This is a genomic window from Pseudomonas sp. Fl5BN2, from assembly GCF_009908205.1.
Taxonomy (GTDB): domain Bacteria; phylum Pseudomonadota; class Gammaproteobacteria; order Pseudomonadales; family Pseudomonadaceae; genus Aquipseudomonas.
The window spans coordinates 13,069-38,370 of the sequence record NZ_JAAARL010000019.1; the positions used below are offsets into that span (position 1 = coordinate 13,069).

The window sequence follows — 25,302 nt, forward strand, 5'->3', positions numbered from 1 at the left end:
GGCTTGCAGCTCTCCACGGAGGCTCTAATGGCCCAAGAATTCGATTACATCATCATCGGTGCCGGCTCCGCCGGTAACACCCTGGCGACCCGTCTGACTGAAGACGCTGGCGTCACCGTCCTGCTGCTGGAAGCCGGCGGCCCGGACTACCGCTTCGACTTCCGTACCCAGATGCCGGCGGCACTGGCGTACCCGCTGCAAGGCCGTCGCTACAACTGGGCCTATGAAACCGATGCCGAGCCACACATGGACGGCCGCCGTATGGAATGCGGTCGCGGCAAGGGCCTGGGTGGTTCGTCGCTGATCAACGGCATGTGCTACATCCGCGGCAACGCCATGGACTACGACGGCTGGGCCAAGCTGCCTGGCCTGGAAGACTGGACCTACCTGGATTGCCTGCCGTATTTCCGCAAGGCGGAAACCCGCGACATCGGCGCCAACGACTACCACGGTGGCGACGGCCCGGTCAGCGTGACCACGCCTAAAGCTGGCAACAACCCGTTGTTCCACGCCATGGTCGAAGCCGGCGTGCAAGCCGGTTACCCGCGTACCGAAGACCTCAACGGCTACCAGCAGGAAGGCTTCGGTCCGATGGACCGTACCGTCACCCCTAAAGGTCGTCGCGCCAGCACCGCCCGCGGTTACCTGGACGTGGCCAAGCAGCGCTCGACCCTGACCATCGTCACCCACGCGCTGAGCGACAAGATTCTCTTTGAAGGCAAGCGCGCCGTCGGCGTCAGCTACCTGCAAGGCAGCACCGAAGAGCGCGTGGAAGCTCGTGCCCGCAAGGAAGTCCTGGTGTGCAGCGGCGCGATCGCTTCGCCACAACTGCTGCAACGCTCCGGCGTCGGCCCGGCCAAACTCCTGGAAAGCCTCGAAATCCCGGTGGTCCACGACCTGCCGGGCGTCGGCGAGAACCTCCAGGACCACCTGGAGCTGTACCTGCAATACGCCTGCACCCAGCCTGTCTCGCTGTACCCATCGCTGCTGTGGTGGAACCAGCCGGCCATTGGTGCCGAGTGGCTGCTCAAGGGCACCGGCATCGGCGCCAGCAACCAGTTCGAAGCGGGCGGTTTCATCCGTACTCGCGAAGAATTCGAATGGCCGAACATCCAGTACCACTTCCTGCCGGTAGCGATTAACTACAACGGCAGCAACGGAGTGAAAGAGCACGGTTTCCAGGCACACATGGGCTCCATGCGTTCGCCAAGCCGTGGCCGCGTGCAGGCCAAGTCCAAGGACCCACGCCAGCACCCGAGCATCCTCTTCAACTACATGGCCACCGAGCAGGACTGGCAGGAATTCCGCGACGGCATCCGCCTGACCCGTGAAATCATGCAGCAGCCGGCCCTGGACGCCTACCGTGGTCGCGAGATCAGCCCGGGCATCGAGATGCAGACCGATGAACAACTGGACACGTTCATCCGCGAGCACGCCGAGACCGCGTTCCACCCATCCTGCTCGTGCAAGATGGGCACCGACGACATGGCCGTAGTGGATGGCCAGGGTCGCGTGCACGGCATGCAAGGCCTGCGTGTGGTGGATGCCTCGATCATGCCGATCATCACCACCGGCAACCTCAACGCGCCGACGATCATGATGGCCGAGAAAATCGCCGACAAGATCCGTGGCCGTCAGCCGCTGCCTCGCAGCAAGGCCGACTACTACGTAGCGGGCGACGCCCCGGTGCGTGGCAAGCCGATGCGTGAAGTGGGTCCGACCGCGCAGTAAGCGATGTTGGCGCCGACCGCAACGGTCGGCGCCATTTACCCACCTGTATTCTTATTCTGCTGCACTGGCGCCACTGCCTTTTCTCCCGCTCCTCAGCGCATCATCCCGTTTCAGGGATTGCGTCCTTGATCGCAGCCTTCGGCAGCGGCTACAGTTCTGCAACCTGCCCACCCCCTTTGCATCACGGACTTTATCCCGAGCCCACCGCCGCCTATACCTGTAGGAGCCGGTTTGCTGGCGATAAGGCCCGCGAGCCGCCCGCTTTTTACAAGGAGGTCCTCCATGTTCGACTTTCACCCCCAGCTCAAGCAGCGCTTCGCTGCCTTGCGCACGGGCGCCGAATTCTTTTCCCTGCGCTATGTACGCGAGTCGGACCAGTACCTGTCGGTGCGCAAGAATATCGCCGAACCGCCGAGCCTGGGCCGTGACGAAGGCGCGATGCTGACAGTACGGGTGCGCGGCGTGGAAGCCTACGCGGCCACCAACGACCTGTCGCAAAGCGGTCTGCAAGCGGCCCTGGATCGGGCCGAACAACAGGCCCGGGTGATTGCCGCCCACGCCCTGCTGGACCTGCGCGAACAGCCGGTGTCCAGCCATCGTGCAGACTATCTTTCGCCGAACCTGGACCAGCCCTTCCCGTCCCTCAGCGACTGCTATCAACTGCTGGGCGACGAGTCGGCCTCGGTGCCCAAGGACGAGCGCCTGGTGAACTGGCAGGTAGGCATCGGCGTCACCCAGGTCGAGCAGATCTACCTCAACAGCGCCGGCGCCGAGCTGCGCCAGGCACAACGCTTCGTCTACCCGGGCCTGGACGTCACCGCCTACGACGGCAACGACAGCCAGACCCGCAGCCTGGGCCGGGAGAACTTCGGTCAACAGGGCGCTGGCGACGTGATCAACCGCTGCGGCTTGCTGGGAGCAGCACCACGAGTTGCCGATCAGGCCCTGCAATTGCTCTTGGCACCGAACACCCCGCAAGGCCCCCGGGACCTGCTGTTGACCCCGGACCAGATGATGCTGCAGATCCACGAGTCCATCGGCCACCCCCTGGAGCTGGATCGGATTCTCGGTGACGAGCGCAACTACGCCGGTACCAGCTTCGTCAAACAGGAAGACTTCGGCCACCTGCAATACGGCTCGTCCCTGCTCAACGTGACCTTCGACCCGGAAATCCCCGAGGAGCTGGCCAGCTATGGCCATGACGACGACGGCACGGCCGCGCGCAAGCAGTTCCTGATTCGCGAGGGCCTGTTGGTACGCCCCCTGGGCGGCGCCCTGTCGCAATACCGCAGTGGCCTCGACGGCGTTGCCAACAGCCGCGCCAGCAGCTGGAATCGCGCACCGATCGACCGCATGGCCAACCTCAATATCGAACCCGGCGATCAGCCCCTGGAACAACTGATCGGCCAGATCGAGCACGGCATCCTGATGTCCACCAACCGCTCCTGGTCCATCGACGATGCCCGCAACAAGTTCCAGTTTGGTTGCGAGTGGGGCCAGTTGATCGAGAACGGCGAACTCAAGGGCGTGGTCAAGAACCCCAACTACCGGGGGATTTCCGCACAGTTCTGGCGCAACCTCAGCGCCGTCGGCGATCGCAGCACCTTCCAGGTGCTGGGCACGCCCAACTGTGGCAAGGGCGAACCCAACCAGGTGATCCGCGTCGGCCATGCTTCGCCGGCCTGCGTGTTCAGCAAGATTGACGTATTTGGAGGAGACGCCTGATGACCAGGACAATGAATCAGGCCGAGCAGTTCAAGGTGCTGGTGCAGTGGCTGAAGGACGCGCTCAAGGAGTCGGAGCAGTTCACCCTGAGCTATGCCGCCGAGTCCTCGGAGTTCATCCGCTTCAACCACGCCAAGGTGCGCCAGGCCGGCCAGGTGCAACAGGCCAGCCTGCACTTCAAGCTGATCGAAGACGGTCGCCATGCCGATCTGAGCATCACGTTGAGCAACGACCCCGACGTTGATCGCCAGCGCCTGGCCGAAGGCCTGCAACAACTGCGCGAGACCCTGCCACTGCTGCCGGCGGACCCGTACCTGATGCTCAACCACACCGGCTGGCATTCCCATCACGTGCAGGAACACCCGCTGCCGGGTAGCGAGCAGGTGGTGGAGGAAATCGGCCGCGCCGGTGCCGGCCTGGATCTGGTAGGCATCTACGCTGCCGGCCCCATCAGCCGTGGTTTTGCCAGCTCCGACGGGGCCTTCGGCTGGCATCAGGCCAATAGCTTCAACTTCGACTTCAGCCTGTTCCACGCCAACGGCGAGGCGGTGAAAGCCAGCTACGCCGGACACGCCTGGAACAGCGAGCAATTCGCCCAGCGCTTCGACCAGGCGCGCCAGCAACTGGAGTTCCTCGGACGGCCGCTGCGCACCCTGGCGCCAGGGCAGTATCGCGCCTACCTGGCACCGGCGGCCCTGGAAGAGATCATGGGCATGCTGGCCTGGGGCGGCTTCTCGGCCCAGTCCATCGCCAGCAAGCACAGCCCGCTGCAGAAGCTCTATGCCGGCGATAGCAGCCTCAGCCCGCTGGTGTCCCTGGACGAGCAGGTCAGCGGCTCCCTGAGCCCGGCGTTCTCCGATGAAGGCTACCCGCGCAGCGATCTGGCGCTGATCAGCCAGGGCGCCGCCAATGCCCAGTTGATCAACTCCCGCAGCGCCGTCGAATATGGCCTGACCACCAACGGCGCTGGCAGCGGCGAATACCCCAGCGCGCTGAACATGCTGGCGGGCCAGCTGTCCCAACAGGAGATTCTCAAGCAGTTGGGCACCGGCCTGTACATCAGCAACCTGTGGTACCTGAACTACTCGGACCTGCCGGCGGCGCGCCTGACCGGCATGACCCGCTTCGCCACCTTCTGGGTGGAGAACGGCGAGATCCAGGCACCGGTGAGCACCATGCGCTTCGACGACAGCGTCTACAGCTTGCTGGGTTCACAACTGGAGGCCCTGACCGAACAGCGAGAGCTTCTGCTGTCGGCCAGTACCTACGGCCAGCGCCAGACCGCTTCGATGCATCTGCCCGGAGCACTGGTCAGCCGCCTGACCCTGACCCTGTAGGAACTGCCCGCAAAGCTGTAGGAGCTGGCTTGCCAGCGAACGATGCAACGCCCCGGCCCGAATGCAGCGCGTCCTTCGCCGGCAAGCCGGCTCCTACCTGAACTGACATCGAGGTCCCATGCCCGAACGCCCGCCTCTTGACGCCACCACCGCCCGCTGGGTGCCCTGGGTAGTGGCCATCGCCTTCTTCATGCAATCCCTGGACGGCACCATCCTCAATACGGCGTTGCCGGCCATGGCCAAGGACCTTGCGGAAGATCCGCTGCGCATGCAGGGGGTGATCATCGCCTACATGCTCACCGTAGCCCTGCTGATCCCCGCCTCGGGCTGGATCGCCGACCGCTTCGGCACCAAGAAGATCTTCTTTGGCGCCATCTTGCTGTTCAGCATCGGCTCCTTGCTGTGCGCCCTCTCCAATTCCCTGGGCATGCTCAACGGCGCACGGGTGATCCAGGGCCTGGGCGGGGCCCTGATGCTGCCGGTGGGCCGGCTGGTTGTGCTGCGCGCCTACCCGCGCTCGGAACTGGTGCGGATCATGGGATTCATCACCATCCCCGGGCTGCTGGGTCCGCTGATCGGCCCGACCATGGGCGGCTGGATGGTGCAGTACCTGACCTGGCACTGGATCTTCCTGATCAACCTGCCAGTGGGCGCCGTTGGCTGCTACGCGGTGTGGCGCTTTATTCCCGACCTGCGCGGCAGCGAGCGCACACGCTTCGATAGCCTGGGCTTTTTGCTGTTCGGCGCAGCGATGGTGCTGATCACCATCGCCATGGAAGGCCTGGGCGAGTTGCACCTGCCCCACCTGCGGGTGATGCTGCTGCTGTTCGGCGGGATGGCGTGCCTGGCGGCCTACTGGCTGCGCGCCGGGCATATCGACAACCCGCTGTTCGCGCCGTCGCTGTTCAAGGTGCGAACCTTTGCCGTGGGCATCCTCGGCAACCTGTTCGCCCGTTTGGGCAGCGGCGCCTTGCCGTTCCTGGTGCCCTTGCTGCTGCAGGTGGCCCTGGGTTATTCGCCGTCCCAGGCCGGCATGAGCATGCTGCCCCTGGCCGCCGCGGCGATGCTGGCCAAATCCATTGCCCGGCCGCTGATCGAGCGCCTGGGCTATCGCATTGTGCTCACCGGCAACACCCTGGCCCTGGGCCTGATGCTGGCAAGCATGGGGCTGGTCAGCGAACAGACGCCCTACCCGCTGCTGCTGTGCATGCTGGCGGTGCTGGGGGCGATCAACTCGCTGCAGTTCACGGCGATGAATACCGTGACCCTGATCGACCTCGACGATGCCGCCGCCAGCAGCGGCAACAGCCTGCTGTCGGTGGTAGCGCAGTTGTCCCTGAGCCTGGGGGTGGCCTGTGCCGGTGCGTTGCTCGGCGGCTTTACCGCGGGAGTGGGTAACGACGGGGTGGATACGGTGCTGGGCGCCTTCCAGCTGACCTTCCTCACCGTGGGCATCATGGCGATGCTGGCGGCGGCGATCTTCCTCCAGCTATCACCCACCGACGGCCGCCGAGCGCGCAAGGTCGAGGAACACATCGAACACTGAACCCACACACCTCCCCCGTAGGAGCCGGCTTGCCGGCGAAGAGACCCTTGAGCCCTGTGCAAACCTTGCGGCCGCCTTCGCTGGCAAGCCAGCGCCTATCCAGAACCGCCCCTGTGCGGTTGCTCGTCCAGAATTTGCAGGTTGAGGGAGCGGGACTGATACACTGCGCGACATTTTGTTTTGCAGGCCAGTCCCGTGACCACCATTGCCACCGCTTTTAATACTTTGCCCCTGTCTCCCGCCATGCTGGCTAACCTCGACTCCCTCGGTTATGCCCAGATGACGCCGATCCAGGCGCAGAGCTTGCCGGTGATCCTCAAGGGCATGGACCTGATCGCCCAGGCCAAGACCGGCAGCGGCAAGACCGCCGCCTTCGGCATCGGCCTGCTGAACCCGATCAACCCGCGCTACTTCGGTTGCCAGGCGCTGGTGATCTGCCCGACCCGCGAGCTTGCCGACCAGGTGGCCAAGGAAATCCGTCGCCTGGCCCGCGCCGAAGACAACATCAAGGTCCTGACCCTGTGCGGCGGCGTGTCCTTCGGCCCGCAGATCGCCTCCCTGGAGCACGGCGCGCACATTATCGTCGGCACCCCGGGGCGCCTGTCCCAGCACCTGCGCAAGGGTTCGCTGAAACTCGACGGCCTCAACACGCTGATCCTCGACGAAGCCGACCGCATGCTCGACATGGGTTTCTACGACCCGATCGAGGAAATCATCGCCTACACCCCGGAACGCCGGCAGACCCTGCTGTTCTCCGCCACCTACCCGGTGGGCATCAAGCAGTTGGCGTCGAAGTTCATGCGCGACCCGCAGCAGGTCAAGGCCGAAGCCTTCCATGCTGACAGCCAGATCGAGCAGCGCTTCTACGAGATCTCGCCGGAAGAGCGGATGGACGCCGTGACCAAGGTCCTGGCGCATTTCCGCCCACAATCCTGCGTGGCTTTTTGCTTCACCAAGCAGCAGGTACAGGAAACCGTCGACCACCTGACCGGCAAAGGCATTTCCGCTGTCGGCCTGCACGGCGACCTGGAGCAGCGTGACCGTGACCAGGTCCTGGCGATGTTCGCCAACCGCAGCACCTCGGTGCTGGTGGCTACTGACGTTGCCGCCCGCGGCCTGGACATCGACGCCCTGGACATGGTGATCAACGTCGAGCTGGCACGGGATTCGGAAATCCACATCCACCGCGTCGGCCGTACCGGTCGTGCCGGTGAGAAAGGCATCGCCATCAGTCTGGTCTCGCCGTCCGAGGCCCATCGCGCCCAGGCCATCGAGCAGCTGCAGAAAGCCCCGTTGAACTGGGAACAGATCGACAGCCTGAAAGCCCAGGGCGGCGGTCCGCTGCTGCCAGCCATGAGCACCCTGTGCATTGGCGCCGGACGCAAGGACAAGGTGCGTCCTGGGGACATCCTCGGCGCCCTGACCGGCGAAGCCGGCATTCCCGGCACCCAGGTTGGCAAGATCGCGATCTTCGACTTCCAGGCCTACGTGGCCGTGGACCGCAGCATCGCCAAGCAGGCCCTGCAACGCCTCAACGACGGCAAGATCAAGGGCCGCTCCCTGCGCGTGCGGATTCTCTGATCCTCTGTAGCAGCGGCCGGGCGGCTTTCCGCTCGCCAGCGAACAACCATGCTGCGGTCTGCCAGACAGACCGCGGCGCCCCCTTTGCTGGCAAGCCAGCTCCTGCAGTTTCCTGAGAGGACAACGTTTTGCGCTCTACCGAAGTCGTGATCATTGGCGCTGGCGCCGCAGGCCTGATGTGCGCCCTGACCGCCGCTGGCCGTGGGCGCCAGGTGCTGCTGCTGGACCACGCCAACAAGGCCGGCAAGAAGATCCTCATGTCCGGCGGCGGCCGCTGCAACTTCACCAATATGTACACCGAGCCGAGCAACTTCCTCTCGCAAAACCCGCACTTCTGCAAGTCGGCCCTGGCCCGCTATACCCAGTGGGACTTCATTGGCATGGTGGCCAAGCACGGCGTGCCCTACCACGAGAAGAAACTCGGCCAGCTGTTCTGCGATAACAAATCCAGCGACATCCTCGGCATGCTGCTCGACGAATGCGAGCAGGTGGGCGTCGAGTTGCGCCTGGACACCTCGATCCAGCAGATCGAGAAACTCGAGTCCGGCTACCTGCTGCAAACCACCCTTGGCCAGGTGCAGTGCCAATCCCTGGTGATCGCCACCGGCGGCCTGTCGATCCCGACCCTGGGCGCCACCGGCTTCGGCTACCAGGTGGCCAGGCAGTTCGGCCATGAACTGCTGCCGACCCGCGCCGGCCTGGTGCCCTTCACCATCACCGACCAGCTCAAAGAGCTGTGCGGCGAGTTGTCGGGAACCTCGGTGGACTGCCTGGTGAGCTGCAACGAGCAGAGTTTCCGCGAGAACATCCTGTTTACCCACCGCGGCCTCAGCGGCCCGGCGATCCTGCAGATTTCCTCCTACTGGCAGCCCGGCGACAGCGTCGAGATCAACCTGCTGCCGGACCACGACGCCCTGGACTGGCTGCAACAGCAGCAAGCCGAGCGCCCCAACAGCGAACTCAAGACCCTGCTGGGTGAGATCTTTACCAAGAAGATGGCCGGGCTCCTGGCCGACCATTGGTTCGTCTCCAAGCCGATGAAGCAGTACACCCCGGCAGAGCTGGCGGACGTGGCAGGCAAACTCGGCAGTTGGCAACTGGTGCCGGCGGGCACTGAGGGTTACCGCACCGCCGAAGTGACCCTGGGCGGCGTCGATACCCGTGAAGTCTCCTCCAAGACCATGGAATCGCTGAAAAGCCCGGGGCTGTACTTCATTGGTGAAGTGCTGGACGTCAGCGGCCACCTGGGCGGTTTCAACTTCCAGTGGGCCTGGGCTTCGGGTTACGCGGCGGCGCAGTACGCCTGAGGTCTTTTCTGAGCTGTCGCTGTAGCCACGGCCAAAGGCAGCAATAGGCCCACAGAGTCTCCGGTCGCTGCGCGCTTCGGCTCGATCGCAACCGGCGCCAGCGACGACAGGGAAACCTCGGCAGCAGACTTGGTTTCAGGCCGGCGGGAACGAATTTTGCTCAAGGATGTGACGGCGGCATTGCGCCGTCGTCAATACTGGCTCAATTTAGCTGCATTGCCCCGGAAGGCCTGCCCCACTCCATGTCATCGACCTCTCTTCGCCATTCCCTGCGCCGTCTCTGGGCACTGGATAAATTCAGCTACAGCGTACGGGTGTTCATCGCTCTGACCGGCAGCATGGCGCTGTGCTGGTATCAGGATGAAATGGCCCTGCTGATCCCGCTGTTCCTCGGCATCATCGCCAGCGCCCTGGCGGAAACCGACGACAGCTGGCAAGGCCGGCTGAACTCCCTGGCGGTGACCCTGGTGTGTTTCAGCATCGCCGCGCTGTCGGTGGAACTGCTGTTCCCCTACCCCTGGATCTTCGCCATCGCCCTGGCCCTGGCCAGTTTTGGCCTGACCATGCTCGGAGCCCTGGGCGAACGCTACGGCGCCATCGCCTCGGCGACCCTGATTCTTTCGGTCTACACCATGATCGGCGTCGACCAGCGCGGCGGCGCGGTGATCGACTTCTGGCATGAACCGCTGCTGCTGGTAGCCGGCGCCGCCTGGTACGGCCTGCTGTCGGTGCTGTGGCAGGCGCTGTTCTCCAACCAGCCGGTGCAACAGAGCCTGGCCCGGCTGTTCCGCGAACTGGGCTACTACCTCAAGCTCAAGTCGTCGCTGTTCGAACCGATCCGCCAGTTGGATGTGGAAGCCCGACGCCTGGAACTGGCCCAGCAAAATGGCAAGGTGGTGGCGGCTCTCAACGCGGCCAAGGAAATAATCCTGCACCGGGTCGGCAATGGCCGGCCAGGGTCGAAGGTCAGCCGCTACCTGAAGCTGTACTTCCTCGCTCAGGACATCCACGAACGCGCCAGTTCGTCCCACTACCCGTACAACGCCCTGGCCGATGCCTTCTTCCACAGCGACGTGCTGTTCCGCTGCCAGCGCCTGCTGCGCCAGCAGGGCAAGGCCTGCCGCGCCCTGGCAGAATCCATCCAGCTGCGCCAACCATTCGTCTACGACGCCAGCTTCGCCGAAGCCCTGAGCGACCTGCACGCCTCCCTGGAACACCTGCGCATCCAGAGCAACCCGGCCTGGCGCGGGCTGCTGCGCTCGCTGCGCGCCCTGGCCGCCAACCTCGGCACCCTCGACCGGCTGCTCAGCGACGCCAGCAATCCCGATGCCCTGGCCGACGCCACCGACAGCAGCCTGCTGGACCGCTCGCCACGCAACCTCAAGGATGTCTGGACGCGCCTGCGCACCCAGCTGACGCCGACCTCATTGCTGTTTCGCCACGCACTGCGCCTGCCCCTGGCGCTGAGCATCGGCTACGGCATGGTGCACTTGATCCACCCGTCCCAGGGCTATTGGATCATCCTCACCACGCTGTTCGTCTGCCAGCCCAACTACGGTGCTACCCGGCGCAAACTGGGACAGCGGATCATCGGCACCGCCATTGGCCTGACCATCGCCTGGGCGCTGTTCGACCTGTTCCCCAGCCCGCTGGTGCAGTCGCTGTTCGCCATTGCCGCCGGGGTGGTGTTCTTTACCAACCGCACCACCCGCTACACCCTGGCCACCGCCGCCATCACCCTGATGGTGCTGTTCTGCTTCAACCAGGTGGGCGATGGTTACGGACTGTTCCTGCCACGGCTGTTCGATACCTTGCTGGGCAGCCTGATCGCCGGGCTCGCGGTGTTCCTGTTCCTGCCGGATTGGCAAGGCCGGCGCCTGAACAAGGTGCTGGCCAACACCCTGACCTGCAACAGCATCTACCTGCGCCAGATCATGCAGCAGTACGCCGCCGGCAAGAGCGACGACCTCGCCTACCGCCTGGCCCGGCGCAACGCCCACAACGCCGATGCCGCACTGTCCACCACCCTGGCCAACATGCTCATGGAGCCGGGGCACTTCCGTAAGGAGGCAGACGTGGGCTTCCGCTTCCTGGTGCTGTCCCACACCCTGCTCAGCTATCTTTCGGGACTCGGCGCACACCGGGAAACCCAACTGCCGAGCGAGGTCCGCGAGCAACTGATCGAGGGGGCCGGGGGCAGCCTGGCGGCGAGTATCGACGAGATCGCCCAGGGCCTGGCCAACAAGACCCCGATTGCGATCCAGAGCGATACCGAGGAGGCGCTGGCCAATGAACTGGAGCAGATGCCCGACGAGATCGACGAAGGCCAGCGCCTGGTGCAAACCCAATTGGGGCTGATCTGCCGCCAGCTGGGCCCGCTACGGACCCTGGCGGCGCATTTGATCAAGGACACCAGCAGCGCTGAATAACCGTAGGAGCCGGCTTGCCGGCGAAAGGGGCCGCGGGAGCTGCGTGAAATCCGGGGGCCTCTTCGCTGGCAAGCCAGCTCCTACACAAGCCAGCGCCTGCACCAGCCTACTGCCCGGTTACATGCCGTGCTCGCGCAACAGGCGGTCGTAGCTGCCATCCGCTTTCATCGCGGCAATTTCCTGATCGAACCTGGCAACGATCTGCGCATGCTCGGGATTCTTCAGGCTCACCAGGATATGCAGGCTGTTTTCGCTCAGGGGCTTGGGCAGGAACTCCACCGCGTTACGTACCCGCGGTGACTCCCGGGCCAGGTAGTAACGGGCAACGTATTCATCTTCCAGGGTCAGCTTGACCCGGTCCGCCGCCAGCATGCGCACGGCCATGGCGAAGTTGTGCACCGGAACCTTCTGCAGGTCCGGGTCATTGTCGAACTCCGGGGAATAGGCATAGCCACGCACCACCGCCACCGGATAAGCGTGCAGTTGCTTGAGATTGTTGTATTCCAGCGGGGCGTCCTTGCGCTTGATGAAGCGCACCCGGTTGAGCATGTACTCCGAAGAGAATTGCCCCAACTGAGTGCGCTCCTCGTTGTACCAGGCATTGACCAGCACGTCGTAGCGCCCCTCGCCAATACCCAACAGGGCCCGAGCCCAGGGCACCTGTTCAAACTCGCTGGAGTAGCCGGCGCGGGCCAGGGCAGTACTGACAATATCGGTGGCCACGCCGCCGTTGACCAAGGTCGCGTCAGTAAAGGGAGGCCAGGTGTCAGCGACCAGTCGCAGCTTCTGTGCAGAAGCGCTCTGGTCCAGCAACAGCAATCCGATCAAAGCCAAAGCTCGATGCAATCGCAGCATGCTAAAAGATCCTTAGCGGGCACGGAGCCCGGCGCGTACCAGCTCACACTTAAGGGACCCTACCGACACTTGGCAGGTCGACCCCAGGCCCTAACATTAGCTCATCGAAAGCGATGTACAGGAGTTGAAAGCAGATTACACAAAGAAGACAAAAACCAGCGACAACAAATAGTGGCATTTTGACCTAACTCACAGAAACAGCCTCTGGGTGATACCTGACAAGACATCCCGCGGCGATGTGCTTACTATCTCGTGCAGCACTTTTCACAGGATATGAACATGGCCATCGAATGGGTCTGCAAACATCACACCGATCTGGGTAAAGAACAGCTGTACGCCATTCTGCAACTGCGCACCGAAGTGTTCGTGGTAGAGCAAAAATGCGCCTATCAGGAAGTTGACGGCCGCGACCTTGAAGGCGACACCTGCCACCTGATGGCCTGGGACGGTGACCGTTTGCTGGCCTATCTGCGCCTGCTGGACCCGATCTCCCAAGGCGGCGACGTAGTGATCGGCCGTGTGGTGACCGCCGAGCAGGCTCGCGGCCAGGGCCTGGGCCACGCCTTGATGGAGCAAGCACTGAAGCAGGCACAACGGCACTGGCCCGAGACTCCGATCTATCTCTCGGCCCAGTCACATCTTCAGGCTTACTACGCAGGCTACGGGTTCATTGTGGCGAGCGAGGAGTACCTGGAAGACGATATCCCGCATATCGGCATGCGCCGCCCCTGAGCCTCAGGGGTACCCCAGCACCGCCTTGATCTGCCGTAGATTGGGCTCGATCCAGCCTTTGTCGATCGCCCCCCAACTGTGGATCCGATAGCGCCCGGCATGATTACGGGCGCCATCCTGCTGCTCGAACTCACAGAGAATATCCAGCTCCGCCAGCGCGGTGATGGTGTCCTGGGCGGTGCGCCGGGGCATGCCGGTCACTTCGCTCAACGCCGGTACGCTACTGGCCAGGCCACTGTCGATCAGGTACGCCACATACAGGCGGCGGTAGAAACTGCTCTTGGTCTTGCTTACATCCATCGCCCACTCCTTGTCGCTAAGGGTTAATCCGACGCCACTGCCTTGGTTTGCAGATCGCGCCAGGTCAGGTAGACCCGCAGGTCGAATTCCAGCTGGTGATAGCCCGGCAGCATATGCTCGCAGAGCTTGTAGAACGCCTTGTTGTGATCGGATTCCTTGAAGTGCGCCAGCTCGTGCACCACGATCATCCGCAGAAATTCCGGAGCCGCTTCCTTGAACAGCGAGGCGATGCGAATCTCCTTCTTGGCCTTGAGCTTGCCGCCCTGCACCCGGGACACGGTAGTGTGCAGGCCGAGGGCGCGATGGGTCAGGTCCAGGCGGTTATCGAACAGCACCTTGTCGATCGCCGGTGCATTGCGCAGGTACTCCTGCTTCAATTCCAGCGCGTAGCTGTACAGCGCCTTGTCACTCTGCACCGGGTGTTTCTGCGGATAGCGCTGGTTCAGGTAGTCGCCCAGACGCTCTTCAACGATCAGTTGGCGCACTTGCTCTTGCAAGGCAACGGGGTAGGCCTGGAGGTATTTGAGTGCAGTCATGAGAGGGCAACGCAAGGTGCAAAGGTCAGCAGTGTAGCGAATTCAGGCCTGCAACGCGCTCCAGTCAAAAGGCTGGGCAAACTGACTGGCGGTGCTGGCGGTCAGTGGACGTGCCACCAGGAAACCTTGCACGTACTCACAGCCGTTGGCTTTGAGCCATGCGTACTGTTCAAGGGTTTCTACACCCTCGGCAATCACCAGCAAACCGAATTGCCGGCACAGATCAATCACGCTGCGGGCGATCGCGGCATCCCGCGGCGAGGTGAGCAAGCGCGCGATCAGATGACGGTCGAGCTTGAGGGTGTCCAGTTGCAAGTCACGCAGGTAAGCCAGGCAACAACTGCCCGAGCCGAAGTCGTCCAGAGCCACTCGCACTCCCAACTGATGCAGCAGCTGCAACTGTTTGCGGGTGTCATCCAGGTTCTGGGTCAGTGCCGCTTCCGTGACCTCGACCTCCAACTGGCGAGGTTGCAGGCCATGGCACAGCAGGACCTGGCGTAGTTCGGTGGCCAGGTTGGGCATGCCGAACTGGGTGGCGCTGAGACTGACCCCCAGCACCAATTCCGGACTGAACACCTGCTCCCAATCCTTGCGCTGGGCGGCGCCCTGTTGATAGATCCAACTGCCCAGGCGACTGATCAGCCGCGCTTCCTCCAACAAGGGCAAGAACAGCCCCGGCGGTACATCGCCGACACTCGGGTGACGCCAACGCAACAACGCCTCGAACCCTCGCAAGCGCCCATCGGCAATCGCCACCTGGGGCTGATAGACCAGGGTGAACTCCTTGCGCTCCACCGCACTGCGCACGCTTTCTTCGAGCATCAACCGGGAACGCGCGCGGCCGTTCATTTCGTGGTCGTAATAACGATATTGCTGGCGACCGGCGCGCTTGGCCTCGTACATGGCAATGTCCGCCGCCCGCAGCAAGCCATCCAGGTTGGAGCCGCAGTCGGGGTAGATGGCGATGCCGATACTGGCCCCCAGCACCACCTCCAGGCCATCGATCTGCTGGCTGATGGACAGGCGCTCGATCAGCTTCTCGGCGATTTTCGCCGCCTGTTCGGGGAGTCTCAGTTCCAGTAAGGCGGTGAACTCGTCACCGCCCATGCGCCCGAGAATGTCGAATGAATGCAGGCACTCCTTCAACTGTTCGGACACCCAGCGCAGTATCCGGTCGCCGGCATCGTGCCCCAGGGAATCGTTGACGCGCTTGAAGCCATCAAGATCCAGGTACAAGAGGACCAGGGTCTTGCCCGAGCGATCACTGCGCAACAGGATGTTTTCCACCGTCTGGTAGAAGCCGCGCCGATTGAGCAACCCGGTCAGCGGATCGGTCACCGCCTGGTATTCCAGTTGCTGATGCAGATGATGCACCTCGGACATGTCCAACAGGGTCACCACCATCGCCTTCTGCTCGCTGGGCAAGGGCGCGCAGGACAATGCCACGCTGAGCTGCTGGCCGGGAACGGTGCGTAACAGCGCGTCATGCAAGCGATAGGTTTGTCCCTGGCGATAGCAGGCGAACAACTCGGATTGATGCCAGTCGGGAACATGGGGCTTTTGCAGATAGTTGAGGAAGAGCGAACCTTCCAACTCTTTCACCTGGGCACTGAGCAAGCGTGAAACCGCCGGATTGGCGAAGCGTACCCGCCCGTCCTCGTCCACCACCAGGATGCCTTCGGCGGCGTTGTCCAACACCGAGGCATTGAACGCCCGGGCCACTTCCAGGTCATGACTGAGGTGCTGCAGCGCCCGGCGATTGCGCTGGTGTTCCAGCAGCGCCTGAACCTTGGGCTTGAGGATCTGCGGGTCGAAAGGCTTGAACAGGTAATCCACCGCGCCGTTGGCGTAGCCCTTGATCACCGCGTCCTGGGACTGTTCGTTGGCCGTCAGAAAAATAATCGGCGTCAGACGGGTGCGCTGGCTGCCACGCATCAGCCTGGCCACTTCAAAGCCGTCCATGCCGGGCATCTGCACATCCAGTAAGACCAGATCCACCTCATGCTCGAGCAGCAGGCCCAGGGCCTCAATGCCTGAGGCAGCCGTCATCACCTGCCAATCCTGACGCTGCAACAGCGCGCGCATGCTTAGGAGATTTTCAGGATAGTCATCGACGATCAAAAGAGTGGAGTGGCCTTCAGTTGCCCCCGGTTGCACGCATTCCATGCTGCTTCTCTTGTCTGTAATGAGATCGAACTTTTGAGAAAAACCTGACAAATACTGAGGTTTCACTCTAGACCCGGATATACGAAAGCAGAAGCTGTCAGCACACCATCACTCCATCAATGGCCACGACTCCCGACTAACGGTCACACTTTGGCCGCGCAAAAACCGGGACAGATGGCAATTTGATACTTTGCCGGCGTCATATTTCCGCCACACGGACCTCGCCAGACACCTGCACTGCGCTATAAAGACGCCCGAAGAAGCGCAGACTAAAGCCTTCGGCTTGCTGCAACTGACATGCTCTTGGGGAAACATCGACCATGATCGACCTGGCAACCTGGAACCTCAGCGTTCCTGTCGGCAGCCCGCCGACAACCATCGACACCCCGACACTGGTCAAAGGCTTCAAGGACCAGTACTTCCACTCCAACACCGGCACGTTGTTTTTCTGGTCTCCGGTTACCGGCTCGAGAACCGAGAACGCCATCTACCCGCGCACCGAACTGCGCGAGACCTATGCCAACGGCACCCTGCGCAACTGGACCTATCCCGAAGCGGACAATCTGCTGTCTGCGACCCTGGCGGTGAACCAGGTGCCTTCGTCGGGCAAGATCGTCATCGGTCAGATCCACGCCTACAACAGCACCAAGCCCCTGGTGAAAGTGGAGTACCAGTACAAGACCAGCAACAGCCGCGGCAACATCGTCGCCAAGGTACGCATGCGCCCGGATGACGATGAGGGCCGGGTGATCACCATTGCCAAGAACGTGCCCATGGGCCGAAAGTTTTCCTACCTGATCCACCTGAGCCCAGGTGGTGCCCTAGGGGTCAGTGCAGCGGGATATCAATGGGATGGCCAACTGAGCGCCAGCTGGCGCGACAAGCCGCTGTATTTCAAGGCCGGGGTTTATGTACAGGACAACAGCGGCTACACCAGCGAGGGCGGCAAGGTAACCTTCTCCAAGCTGGATATCGACCACAACAAAATCTAAACCCCCTCCCCGTGCAGGAGCCGGCTTGCGGGCGAAGGCGTCCTTGAACACAGCGCAATCCCAAAGGGCCTCTTCGCTGGCAAGCCAGCTCCTACAATAATCACCTGGATCCCCTGTGGGAGCCGGCTTGCCGGCGAAGGCGTCCTTGAACGCAGCGCAGTCCCAAAGGGCCTCTTCGCTGGCAAGCCAGCTCCTACAATAATCACCTGGATACCCCGTAGGAGCCGGCTTGCCGGCGAAGGCGTCCTTGAACGCAGCGCAGTCCCAAAGGGCCTCTTCGCTGGCAAGCCAGCTCCTACAATAATCACCTGGATCCCCTGTGGGAGCCGGCTTGCCGGCGAAGGCGTCCTTGAACGCAGCGCAGGCCAAAAGGGCCTCTTCGCTGGCAAGCCGGCGGCTACGGAGGCGGGAATTCCGGGCACAAAAAAGCCCGCATCGCTGCGGGCTTTTTCGCTCGACGCTAAGGCTTAGTTGACCTTGGCGTTCAGCTCACCCTTGAGGTAGCGCTGGAACATCGCTTCCAGGGAAATCGGCTTGATCTTCGAGGCGTTGCCCGCAGTGCCGAAAGCTTCGTAACGGGCGATGCACACGTCGCGCATGGCGGTCACGGTGGCACCGAAGAACTTACGCGGGTCGAACTCGCTCGGGTTGGTGGCCATCAGGCGACGCATGGCACCCGTGGACGCCAGGCGCAGGTCGGTGTCGATGTTGACCTTGCGTACGCCGTACTTGATGCCTTCGACGATTTCCTCAACCGGTACGCCGTAGGTTTCTTTGATGTCGCCGCCGTACTGGTTGATGATCGCCAGCCACTCTTGCGGAACCGAAGACGAACCGTGCATCACCAGGTGCGTGTTGGGGATGCGCTTGTGGATCTCTTTGATCCGGTCGATCGCCAGCACGTCGCCGGTAGGTGGCTTGGTGAACTTGTAGGCGCCGTGGCTGGTGCCGATGGCAATGGCCAGGGCATCGACCTGGGTTTTCTTGACGAAGTCAGCCGCTTCTTCAGGATCAGTCAGCATCTGGCTGTGATCCAGCACGCCTTCGGCGCCGATACCGTCTTCTTCACCGGCCATGCCGGTTTCCAGGGAACCCAGGCAGCCCAGTTCGCCTTCAACCGAAACGCCACAGGCGTGAGCCATGGCCACGGTCTGCTGGGTCACGCGCACGTTGTACTCGTAGTCGGTCGGAGTCTTGCCGTCTTCGCCCAGGGAACCGTCCATCATCACCGAGCTGAAGCCCAACTGGATGGAGCGCTGGCAGACGTCAGGGCTGGTGCCGTGGTCCTGGTGCATGCACACCGGGATATGCGGGAACTCTTCGATGGCAGCCAGGATCAGGTGGCGCAGGAACGGCGCACCGGCGTACTTGCGCGCACCGGCGGAAGCCTGAACGATCACCGGGGAGTCGGTCTTGTCAGCGGCTTCCATGATGGCGCGCATCTGCTCAAGGTTGTTGACGTTGAAGGCTGGAACGCCGTAGCCGAACTCGGCTGCGTGGTCCAGCATCTGGCGCATGCTGATGAGTGCCATTGTGTGTCTCTCTCCCGGTCGAGGGTCGTTAATCGTGCAAGCCTGCCGTAGCGGCGACTGCTATTCAAGTGATTGCAGATCGGGGGTCAGCCCGCTCTGTTCTATGCGTTAAAACCAAATCTCTACAGCCCTGTAGGAGCCGGCTCGCCGGCGAAAAGGCCCTTGAGCCTTGCTCAGGTCTCGACGCCGCCTTCGCTGGCAAGCCAGCTCCTACATGGCCTTGCAGCCACGGCCGATCAGGTCATTGGTGGCGACCCAGTAGACCAGGCCTTCCTCACCCTTGACGTGAAACGCCAGCATGTCATCGCTGTACGGCGAGCCCGAACCGCTGGGCTCAAGCTTCAGGCGGCGCACCTGGTCGTCACCCCCAAGGCGCACGTCGACAGCCTTGCGGCTGTCGTCGGTGTAGCGCCAGAGCACCTGGGCCTGGCTGTCGCAGGTCCAGGTCGTCCAGTTGTCAGTGGTCGGCGACTTGAGCAGGTTCAGGTTGGCGCAACCTGCAAGCAAGCCCAGCATCGCCACGGCGATCAAACCTTTCATCAATGTTCCTCGGCTGGCGCTCCACAGAGCGCAGCACGTCGCGTTATCCAGTCTGACCCGTCAAGGACAACCCTGTTCCTTGGCCTTTGACGGTGTCTCGTACTTCTCCAGGCCTTCAGGCCCCAGGCGCTTGTTGATCACCGGCGCCGTCTCGGCTTGCCAGTCGGCCTGATAACAGCCTTTCTCCGGCTCTCCGGCCTCGCTCCCCGACTGTGCTTGCGGGGTGCTTGAGCACCCTGCAAGCAAGGCCGCGGCAATCAACAGTGGCAACGTCTTGACCATCAGAACACTCCTTTGCCTGGCCAGAGAGGACCTCAGGCTTTAGCCCGGGCTTCCAGGACTTCAACCGCCGGCAGCACCTTGCCCTCGACAAACTCGAGGAAGGCGCCACCACCGGTAGAAATGTAGGAGATCTGCTGGGCAACGCCATATTTGTCGATGGCGGCCAGGGTGTCGCCACCACCGGCAATCGAGAATGCCGCGCTGTCGGCAATGGCTTGGGCCAACACCTTGGTGCCATGACCGAACTGGTCGAATTCGAACACGCCCACCGGACCGTTCCAGAGGATGGTCTTGGAGGACTTCAGCAACTCGGCGAATTGCGCGGCGGTTTGCGGACCGATGTCGAGAATCATATCGTCATCGGCTACGTCGGCGATCAGCTTGACGGTAGCTGCAGCGCTTTCGGCGAACTCCTTGGCCACCACCACGTCCACCGGCAACGGCACGCTGACCTTGGCAGCGATGGCGCGGGCGGTGTCCAGCAGGTCCGGCTCGTACAACGACTTGCCCACCGGATGACCAGCAGCGGCGAGGAAGGTGTTGGCGATACCGCCGCCGACGATCAACTGGCTGCAGATCTGGCTCAGGCTGTTGAGCACATCAAGCTTGGTCGAGACCTTGGAACCGGCAACGATCGCCGCCATCGGCTTGGCCGGGTTGCCCAGGGCCTTGCCCAGCGCGTCCAGCTCAGCCGCCAGCAAAGGGCCTGCTGCGGCCACTTTGGCGAACTTGGCAACGCCGTGGGTCGAGCCTTCGGCACGGTGTGCGGTACCAAAAGCATCCATCACGAATACATCGCACAAAGCAGCGTATTGCTGGGCCAGTTCATCGGCGTTGCTTTTCTCGCCCTTGTTGAAGCGCACGTTCTCGAACAGCACGATGTCGCCGGCCTTGACCTCGATGCCGCCCAGGTAGTCGGCTACCAGCGGTACCTCGCGGCCCAAGGCACGGCTCAGGTAGTCAGCCACCGGCTTGAGGCTGTTCTCAGCGGAGAACTCGCCTTCGGTCGGACGGCCCAGGTGCGAGCAAACCATCACGGCCGCACCTTTTTCCAGGGCCAGCTTGATGGTCGGCAGCGAAGCCAGGATTCGCGCATCGCTGGTGACAACACCGTCCTTGACTGGGACGTTGAGGTCTTCACGGATCAGCACGCGCTTACCTTGCAGATCGAGGTCGGTCATCTTCAACACGGTCATGGGTCGCAATTCCTGGGTTACTGGTCTTTAGAAGCAGAGAGTTTAGAGACAGAACGTGGAGCAGCTGTTTGCAGATAGTGCCCTGCAACATCCAGCATTCGGTTGGCAAAGCCCCATTCGTTGTCGAACCACGCCAGGATGTTCACCAGCCGGGGGCCGGAAACACGGGTCTGGCTGGCATCGACGATCGCCGAATGGGGATCGTGATTAAAATCACAGCTGGCGTGAGGCAGCTCGGTATACGCCAACAAGCCCTTGAGCGGGCCACTGGTAGCCGCCTCGCGCAGGATCCGGTTGACCTCGCTGGCGTCGGTGTCACTCACGGTCTGCATGGTGATATCCAGGCAGGACACGTTGACCGTCGGCACCCGCACAGCTTTGGCCTGAATTCGGCCGGCAAGTTCCGGCAACAAGCGCTCGATACCCCGCGCCAGTCCGGTGGACACCGGGATCACCGACTGAAACGCTGAGCGGGTGCGGCGCAGGTCTTCGTGGTGATAAGCATCGATCACCGGCTGATCGTTCATTGCCGAGTGAATGGTGGTCACCGAGACGTATTCCAGGCCAATGGCCTGATTCAGCAAACGCAACAGCGGCACGCCGCAGTTGGTGGTGCAGGAAGCGCTCGACACCAGCAGCTCGTCACCGCTCAGGCAATCCTGGTTCACCCCGTAGACGATGGTGGCGTCGACATCCGCCTCGCTGGCCATCGGTTGGGAAAACAGCACTCGCGGCGCGCCGGCATCGAGGAAGCGCTGGCCGTCTTCCCGGGTGTGGTAGGCACCGGAACATTCCAGCACCAGATCGACGCCCAGGGACGCCCAATCGATGCCTTCGGGGGTGGCACTGCGCAACACTTTCACGCAATTACCATTGATATGCAGACAGTCGCCATCGACCTTCACCTCGCCCGGGAACCGGCCGTGGGTGGAGTCGAAGCGTGTCAGGTATTCCACGCTGGCCATGTCGGCCAGATCGTTGATCGCGACGATTTCGAACCCGGCCGCAGCCCCCCGCTCGAACAGAGCACGCAAGACGCAACGACCAATCCGGCCGTAGCCGTTGAGTGCAACTTTATAGGGACGCGGTTGAGGCATGGGGTTCTCAATGACCGGTGATGAAACCGTCAGCTTCGTGCTGCCTGCGCCATCGTCATCGCGAGCAAGCTCGCTCCCACAAGGACGGTATACATCCCTGTAGGAGCGAGCTTGCTCGCGATTGCGTCAGCGCTGACAACCCGGCTTCCGGGTTTAGTCTTCCAGCAGCTCTTCGGCCTGACCCAGGATATTCTCCAGGGTGAAACCGAACTCTTCGAACAAGGCCGGCGCAGGCGCCGACTCGCCGTAGGTGGTCATGCCGATCACCCGGCCTTCCAGACCGACGTACTTGTACCAGAAGTCAGCGTGAGCAGCTTCGATGGCAATCCGCGCACTGACCTGCAACGGCAGTACCGATTGCTTGTAGCCCGCATCCTGGGCGTCGAACACGCTGGTGCACGGCATGGAAACCACACGCACCTTGCGGCCCTGCTCGGTCAGCTTGTCGAACGCCTGAACCGCCAGGCCCACTTCCGAACCGGTAGCGATCAGGATCAGCTCAGGCTCGCCTGCGCAGTCTTTCAACACGTAGCCACCACGGCTGATGTCGGCGATCTGACCGGCATCACGGGTTTGGTGCTGCAGGTTCTGACGCGAGAAGATCAGCGCCGATGGGCCGTCCTTGCGCTGCAGAGCGTGCTTCCAGGACACCGCTGATTCCACGGCATCGGCTGGACGCCAGGTGTCGAGGTTCGGGGTGGTGCGCAGGCTGGTCAGTTGCTCGATCGGCTGGTGGGTCGGGCCGTCTTCACCCAGACCGATGGAGTCGTGGGTGTAGACATGAATCACCCGCTGCTTCATCAGGGCCGACATGCGTACCGCGTTGCGGGCGTATTCCATGAACATCAGGAAGGTCGCGCCGTAAGGTACCAGGCCACCGTGCAGGGCCACGCCGTTCATGATGGCGGTCATGCCGAACTCGCGCACGCCGTAGTACATGTAGTTGCCGCTGGCGTCTTCAGCGCTGACGCCCTTGCAGCCTTTCCACAGGGTCAGGTTGGAACCGGCCAGGTCGGCCGAGCCACCGAGGAACTCTGGCAACAGCGGGCCGAAAGCGTTCAGAGTGTTCTGGCTGGCTTTACGGCTGGCGATGGTTTCGCCCTTGGCCGCTACTTCAGCGATGTAGGCGTTGGCCTTCTCGGCGAAGTCCGCCGGCAGGTCACCGCTCAGGCGACGCACCAGTTCATTGGCTTCGCTTGGGAATGCCGCGGAGTAGGCAGCAAAACGCTGATCCCATTCGGCTTCCACGGCGCGACCGGCTTCCTTGGCGTCCCACTCGGCGTAGATGTCGGCAGGAATTTCGAACGGGCCATGGTTCCACTTCAGCGCGGCGCGGGTCAGGGCGATTTCCTCGGCGCCCAGTGGCGCGCCGTGGCAGTCTTCCTTGCCCTGCTTGTTCGGCGAACCGAAACCGATGGTGGTCTTGCAGCAGATCAGGGTCGGCAGCGGGCTCTTGCGCGCGGTGTCGATGGCGGTCTTGATCTCTTCCGGATCGTGGCCGTCGACGTTGCGGATCACCTGCCAGTTGTAGGCTTCGAAACGCTTCGGCGTGTCGTCGGTGAACCAGCCTTCGACTTCACCGTCGATGGAGATGCCGTTGTCATCGTAGAAGGCGATCAGCTTGCCTAGGCCCAAAGTACCGGCCAGGGATGCCACTTCGTGGGAAATGCCTTCCATCATGCAGCCATCACCCAGGAATACGTAGGTGTGGTGATCGACGATGTTGTGGCCTGGGCGGTTGAACTGGGCTGCCAGGACTTTTTCCGCCAGGGCGAAGCCCACGGCATTGGCCAGACCCTGACCCAACGGGCCAGTGGTGGTTTCCACGCCTGGGGTGTAGCCCAATTCAGGGTGGCCCGGGGTGCGGCTGTGTAGTTGGCGGAAGCTTTTCAGATCATCGATCGACAGGTCGTAGCCGGTCAGGTGCAGCAGCGAGTAGATCAACATCGAGCCGTGGCCGTTGGACAGCACGAAGCGGTCACGGTCGGCGAAGGATGGATTGCTCGGGTTGTGCTTCAGGTAGTCACGCCAAAGTACTTCGGCGATATCCGCCATACCCATAGGGGCACCTGGATGGCCGCTGTTGGCTTTTTGCACGGCATCCATGCTGAGGGCACGAATGGCGTTGGCACGCTCACGACGGCTGGGCATCGCTGATCTCCTGGGGATTGAATAAAACGAAACGGAAAAAAGGCCTGCATTTTCCCTCAGGCGTCTGGCGGGGGCAATGACAGATAGTCACTCAGGCATGTTTTTCCCATGGATAGATGCAGAATCGACTGATGAAACTGCGCCACCGTTCGTTAAGAGAAGAAACCAAGGCTCTGGCACAGGAACCTCGCAGCTCAATATCAAAACTTTTTGATATTGGTCTTGCAGGCTGTTCCCGCCATCACTAGACTGCTGCCCCTATGAATCTCCCCGCGCCCTCCATTCGCCATGATGATTGCGACGACCTGGCTGCCTTGTGCAAAGCCGGTGGCGATCCCTTGCGGCTGAATGTATTGCGTGCGCTATCCAACGATTCGTTCGGCGTGCTGGAGCTGGCGCAGATCTTCGCCATCGGCCAGTCAGGCATGAGCCATCACCTGAAGGTCCTGTCTCAGGCTGGCCTGGTGGCGACTCGCCGTGAAGGCAATGCGATCTTCTATCGCCGCTCCCTGCCCCACACCGAGCTTCTGGGCGGCAAACTGCACGCAGCGTTGCTGGACGAGGTCGACCAATTGCCTCTGCCAACAGAGGTGCAGTCGCGAATCAGCCTGGTTCATCGGCAACGGGCCGCGGCCAGCCAGGACTTCTTTTCTCGGGTAGCGGAGAAATTCCGTGCCCAGCAGGACCTGATTGCAGGACTGCCCCAGTACCGCGAGAGTGTGCTCGCGCTGCTGGACAAACTGAGTTTCAACCCAATGGCCACGGCCATTGAAGTCGGTCCCGGCGACGGTGGATTCCTCCCCGACCTGGCCCGACGCTTTGCCCGGGTGACCGCCCTGGATAACAGCCCGGCGATGCTTGAACTGGCGCGCCAGCTGTGTGAACGCGAAACACTGGCTAACGTCAGCCTACAACTGGCCGATGCATTGAATGGCGTGCAACTCCAAGCCGATTGCGTGGTACTGAACATGGTCTTGCACCATTTCGCCGCACCGGCCGAGGCCCTCAAACAGATGGCCGACTTGCTACAACCAGGCGGCAGCCTGTTAGTGACAGACTTGTGCAGCCACGACCAGAGCTGGGCCAAAGAGGCTTGCGGCGATCTCTGGCTAGGGTTCGAACAAGATGATTTGGCCCATTGGGCCACCGCTGCGGGACTGACTCCCGGGGAAAGCCTTTATATAGGTTTACGTAATGGTTTCCAGATCCAGGTTCGCCACTTTCAGCGACCGGCTGGCAACACTCACCATCGGTAAATTTTAGGAAA

The 25,302-nt window shown here is 62.4% G+C and carries 20 protein-coding genes; 10 read left to right on the top strand and 10 right to left on the bottom strand.

Translation table 11 applies throughout. The features are described 5' to 3' along the window. Nucleotides 1-27: 27 nt before the first annotated feature. The 7 genes from betA to yccS all read left to right on the top strand — a co-directional run bounded on the left by betA (nt 28) and on the right by yccS (nt 11,656). Nucleotides 28-1,731: a choline dehydrogenase gene (gene betA / locus GV819_RS24135; RefSeq protein ID WP_161758555.1), complete on the top strand. Its 1,704-nt coding sequence runs from the start codon at nt 28-30 to the stop codon at nt 1,729-1,731. Between the two features lie 282 nt (nt 1,732-2,013). Further along, the gene (locus GV819_RS24140) at nt 2,014-3,456 is read left to right on the top strand and encodes a TldD/PmbA family protein (RefSeq protein WP_161758556.1); all 1,443 of its coding nucleotides are present in this window, start codon (nt 2,014-2,016) and stop codon (nt 3,454-3,456) included. Next, entirely contained in the window at nt 3,456-4,793 is a 1,338-nt protein-coding gene (locus GV819_RS24145; RefSeq protein WP_161758557.1) for a TldD/PmbA family protein, read from the top strand. Before GV819_RS24140 ends, GV819_RS24145 begins: the two co-directional genes overlap by 1 nt. Nucleotides 4,794-4,911: 118 nt before the next feature. Then, nucleotides 4,912-6,339 (top strand): multidrug transporter subunit MdtD, encoded by a 1,428-nt coding sequence (mdtD, locus tag GV819_RS24150; protein ID WP_161758558.1) that lies wholly within the window; start codon nt 4,912-4,914, stop codon nt 6,337-6,339. Nucleotides 6,340-6,582: 243 nt separating this feature from the next. Continuing rightward, nucleotides 6,583-7,920 (top strand): ATP-dependent RNA helicase DbpA, encoded by a 1,338-nt coding sequence (dbpA, locus tag GV819_RS24155; protein WP_256667581.1) that lies wholly within the window; start codon nt 6,583-6,585, stop codon nt 7,918-7,920. 128 nt (nt 7,921-8,048) lie between these two features. After that, nucleotides 8,049-9,227 carry an NAD(P)/FAD-dependent oxidoreductase gene (locus tag GV819_RS24160; protein WP_161758560.1) on the top strand — a complete coding sequence of 393 codons (1,179 nt, stop codon included), beginning with the start codon at nt 8,049-8,051 and terminating at the stop codon, nt 9,225-9,227. Nucleotides 9,228-9,469: 242 nt separating this feature from the next. Continuing rightward, entirely contained in the window at nt 9,470-11,656 is a 2,187-nt protein-coding gene (gene yccS, locus GV819_RS24165; protein WP_161758561.1) for a YccS family putative transporter, read from the top strand. Between the two features lie 117 nt (nt 11,657-11,773). Here yccS and GV819_RS24170 read toward each other — a convergent pair whose 3' ends face one another. Beyond that, complete coding sequence (locus GV819_RS24170; protein ID WP_161758562.1) at nt 11,774-12,511, bottom strand: substrate-binding periplasmic protein; 738 nt, start codon at nt 12,509-12,511, stop codon at nt 11,774-11,776. Between the two features lie 279 nt (nt 12,512-12,790). Here GV819_RS24170 and GV819_RS24175 point away from each other — a divergent pair, with 279 nt between their 5' ends. Next, nucleotides 12,791-13,243 carry a GNAT family N-acetyltransferase gene (locus GV819_RS24175; protein WP_161758563.1) on the top strand — a complete coding sequence of 151 codons (453 nt, stop codon included), beginning with the start codon at nt 12,791-12,793 and terminating at the stop codon, nt 13,241-13,243. Nucleotides 13,244-13,246: 3 nt separating this feature from the next. Here GV819_RS24175 and GV819_RS24180 read toward each other — a convergent pair whose 3' ends face one another. The 3 genes from GV819_RS24180 to GV819_RS24190 are packed head-to-tail and all read right to left on the bottom strand — an operon-like array spanning nt 13,247 to nt 16,245. Next, complete coding sequence (locus GV819_RS24180) at nt 13,247-13,543, bottom strand: winged helix-turn-helix domain-containing protein (RefSeq protein WP_161758564.1); 297 nt, start codon at nt 13,541-13,543, stop codon at nt 13,247-13,249. A 23-nt stretch (nt 13,544-13,566) separates the two neighbouring features. Further along, entirely contained in the window at nt 13,567-14,079 is a 513-nt protein-coding gene (locus GV819_RS24185; protein WP_161758565.1) for a M48 metallopeptidase family protein, read from the bottom strand. Between the two features lie 42 nt (nt 14,080-14,121). Next, a complete protein-coding gene (locus tag GV819_RS24190) occupies nt 14,122-16,245 on the bottom strand; it encodes a putative bifunctional diguanylate cyclase/phosphodiesterase (protein WP_161758566.1) in 2,124 nt (707 codons plus the stop codon). Between the two features lie 320 nt (nt 16,246-16,565). On the opposite strand from GV819_RS24190, the gene GV819_RS24195 reads away from it, so the two are divergent. Beyond that, entirely contained in the window at nt 16,566-17,237 is a 672-nt protein-coding gene (locus GV819_RS24195) for a polysaccharide lyase family 7 protein (protein ID WP_161758567.1), read from the top strand. 467 nt (nt 17,238-17,704) lie between these two features. Here GV819_RS24195 and fba read toward each other — a convergent pair whose 3' ends face one another. From fba to tkt, 6 genes are all read right to left on the bottom strand, one after another. Next, entirely contained in the window at nt 17,705-18,769 is a 1,065-nt protein-coding gene (gene fba / locus GV819_RS24200; RefSeq protein ID WP_003229012.1) for a class II fructose-bisphosphate aldolase, read from the bottom strand. A 210-nt stretch (nt 18,770-18,979) separates the two neighbouring features. Continuing rightward, nucleotides 18,980-19,309, bottom strand: coding sequence for an MliC family protein (locus GV819_RS24205; protein ID WP_161758568.1), 330 nt, complete (start codon nt 19,307-19,309; stop codon nt 18,980-18,982). 60 nt (nt 19,310-19,369) lie between these two features. Then, complete coding sequence (locus GV819_RS24210; protein ID WP_161758569.1) at nt 19,370-19,591, bottom strand: hypothetical protein; 222 nt, start codon at nt 19,589-19,591, stop codon at nt 19,370-19,372. A gap of 32 nt (nt 19,592-19,623) precedes the next feature. Next, on the bottom strand, nt 19,624-20,787 hold the full coding sequence (locus GV819_RS24215; RefSeq protein WP_161758570.1) for a phosphoglycerate kinase: 1,164 nt from the start codon (nt 20,785-20,787) through the stop codon (nt 19,624-19,626). A 17-nt stretch (nt 20,788-20,804) separates the two neighbouring features. Continuing rightward, nucleotides 20,805-21,884, bottom strand: a complete 1,080-nt coding sequence (epd, locus tag GV819_RS24220) for an erythrose-4-phosphate dehydrogenase (RefSeq protein ID WP_161758571.1) — start codon at nt 21,882-21,884, stop codon at nt 20,805-20,807. Nucleotides 21,885-22,037: 153 nt separating this feature from the next. Further along, the gene (gene tkt / locus GV819_RS24225; RefSeq protein ID WP_161758572.1) at nt 22,038-24,035 is read right to left on the bottom strand and encodes a transketolase; all 1,998 of its coding nucleotides are present in this window, start codon (nt 24,033-24,035) and stop codon (nt 22,038-22,040) included. Nucleotides 24,036-24,295: 260 nt separating this feature from the next. On the opposite strand from tkt, the gene GV819_RS24230 reads away from it, so the two are divergent. After that, nucleotides 24,296-25,291 carry an ArsR/SmtB family transcription factor gene (locus tag GV819_RS24230; RefSeq protein ID WP_161758573.1) on the top strand — a complete coding sequence of 332 codons (996 nt, stop codon included), beginning with the start codon at nt 24,296-24,298 and terminating at the stop codon, nt 25,289-25,291. Nucleotides 25,292-25,302: the final 11 nt, after the last annotated feature.

What these genes read in the sequence shown, in the direction of transcription:
- GV819_RS24215 (WP_161758570.1), bottom strand. Translation starts at nt 20,787, where the DNA reads ATGACCGTGTTGAAGATGACCGACCTCGATCTGCAAGGTAAGCGCGTG.
- GV819_RS24230 (WP_161758573.1), top strand. Translation starts at nt 24,296, where the DNA reads ATGAATCTCCCCGCGCCCTCCATTCGCCATGATGATTGCGACGACCTG.
- GV819_RS24180 (WP_161758564.1), bottom strand. Translation starts at nt 13,543, where the DNA reads ATGGATGTAAGCAAGACCAAGAGCAGTTTCTACCGCCGCCTGTATGTG.
- mdtD (WP_161758558.1), top strand. Translation starts at nt 4,912, where the DNA reads ATGCCCGAACGCCCGCCTCTTGACGCCACCACCGCCCGCTGGGTGCCC.
- tkt (WP_161758572.1), bottom strand. Translation starts at nt 24,035, where the DNA reads ATGCCCAGCCGTCGTGAGCGTGCCAACGCCATTCGTGCCCTCAGCATG.
- GV819_RS24170 (WP_161758562.1), bottom strand. Translation starts at nt 12,511, where the DNA reads ATGCTGCGATTGCATCGAGCTTTGGCTTTGATCGGATTGCTGTTGCTG.
- GV819_RS24140 (WP_161758556.1), top strand. Translation starts at nt 2,014, where the DNA reads ATGTTCGACTTTCACCCCCAGCTCAAGCAGCGCTTCGCTGCCTTGCGC.
- GV819_RS24145 (WP_161758557.1), top strand. Translation starts at nt 3,456, where the DNA reads ATGACCAGGACAATGAATCAGGCCGAGCAGTTCAAGGTGCTGGTGCAG.
- GV819_RS24185 (WP_161758565.1), bottom strand. Translation starts at nt 14,079, where the DNA reads ATGACTGCACTCAAATACCTCCAGGCCTACCCCGTTGCCTTGCAAGAG.
- yccS (WP_161758561.1), top strand. Translation starts at nt 9,470, where the DNA reads ATGTCATCGACCTCTCTTCGCCATTCCCTGCGCCGTCTCTGGGCACTG.
- GV819_RS24205 (WP_161758568.1), bottom strand. Translation starts at nt 19,309, where the DNA reads ATGAAAGGTTTGATCGCCGTGGCGATGCTGGGCTTGCTTGCAGGTTGC.
- epd (WP_161758571.1), bottom strand. Translation starts at nt 21,884, where the DNA reads ATGCCTCAACCGCGTCCCTATAAAGTTGCACTCAACGGCTACGGCCGG.
- GV819_RS24210 (WP_161758569.1), bottom strand. Translation starts at nt 19,591, where the DNA reads ATGGTCAAGACGTTGCCACTGTTGATTGCCGCGGCCTTGCTTGCAGGG.
- dbpA (WP_256667581.1), top strand. Translation starts at nt 6,583, where the DNA reads ATGCTGGCTAACCTCGACTCCCTCGGTTATGCCCAGATGACGCCGATC.
- betA (WP_161758555.1), top strand. Translation starts at nt 28, where the DNA reads ATGGCCCAAGAATTCGATTACATCATCATCGGTGCCGGCTCCGCCGGT.
- GV819_RS24175 (WP_161758563.1), top strand. Translation starts at nt 12,791, where the DNA reads ATGGCCATCGAATGGGTCTGCAAACATCACACCGATCTGGGTAAAGAA.
- GV819_RS24190 (WP_161758566.1), bottom strand. Translation starts at nt 16,245, where the DNA reads ATGGAATGCGTGCAACCGGGGGCAACTGAAGGCCACTCCACTCTTTTG.
- GV819_RS24195 (WP_161758567.1), top strand. Translation starts at nt 16,566, where the DNA reads ATGATCGACCTGGCAACCTGGAACCTCAGCGTTCCTGTCGGCAGCCCG.
- fba (WP_003229012.1), bottom strand. Translation starts at nt 18,769, where the DNA reads ATGGCACTCATCAGCATGCGCCAGATGCTGGACCACGCAGCCGAGTTC.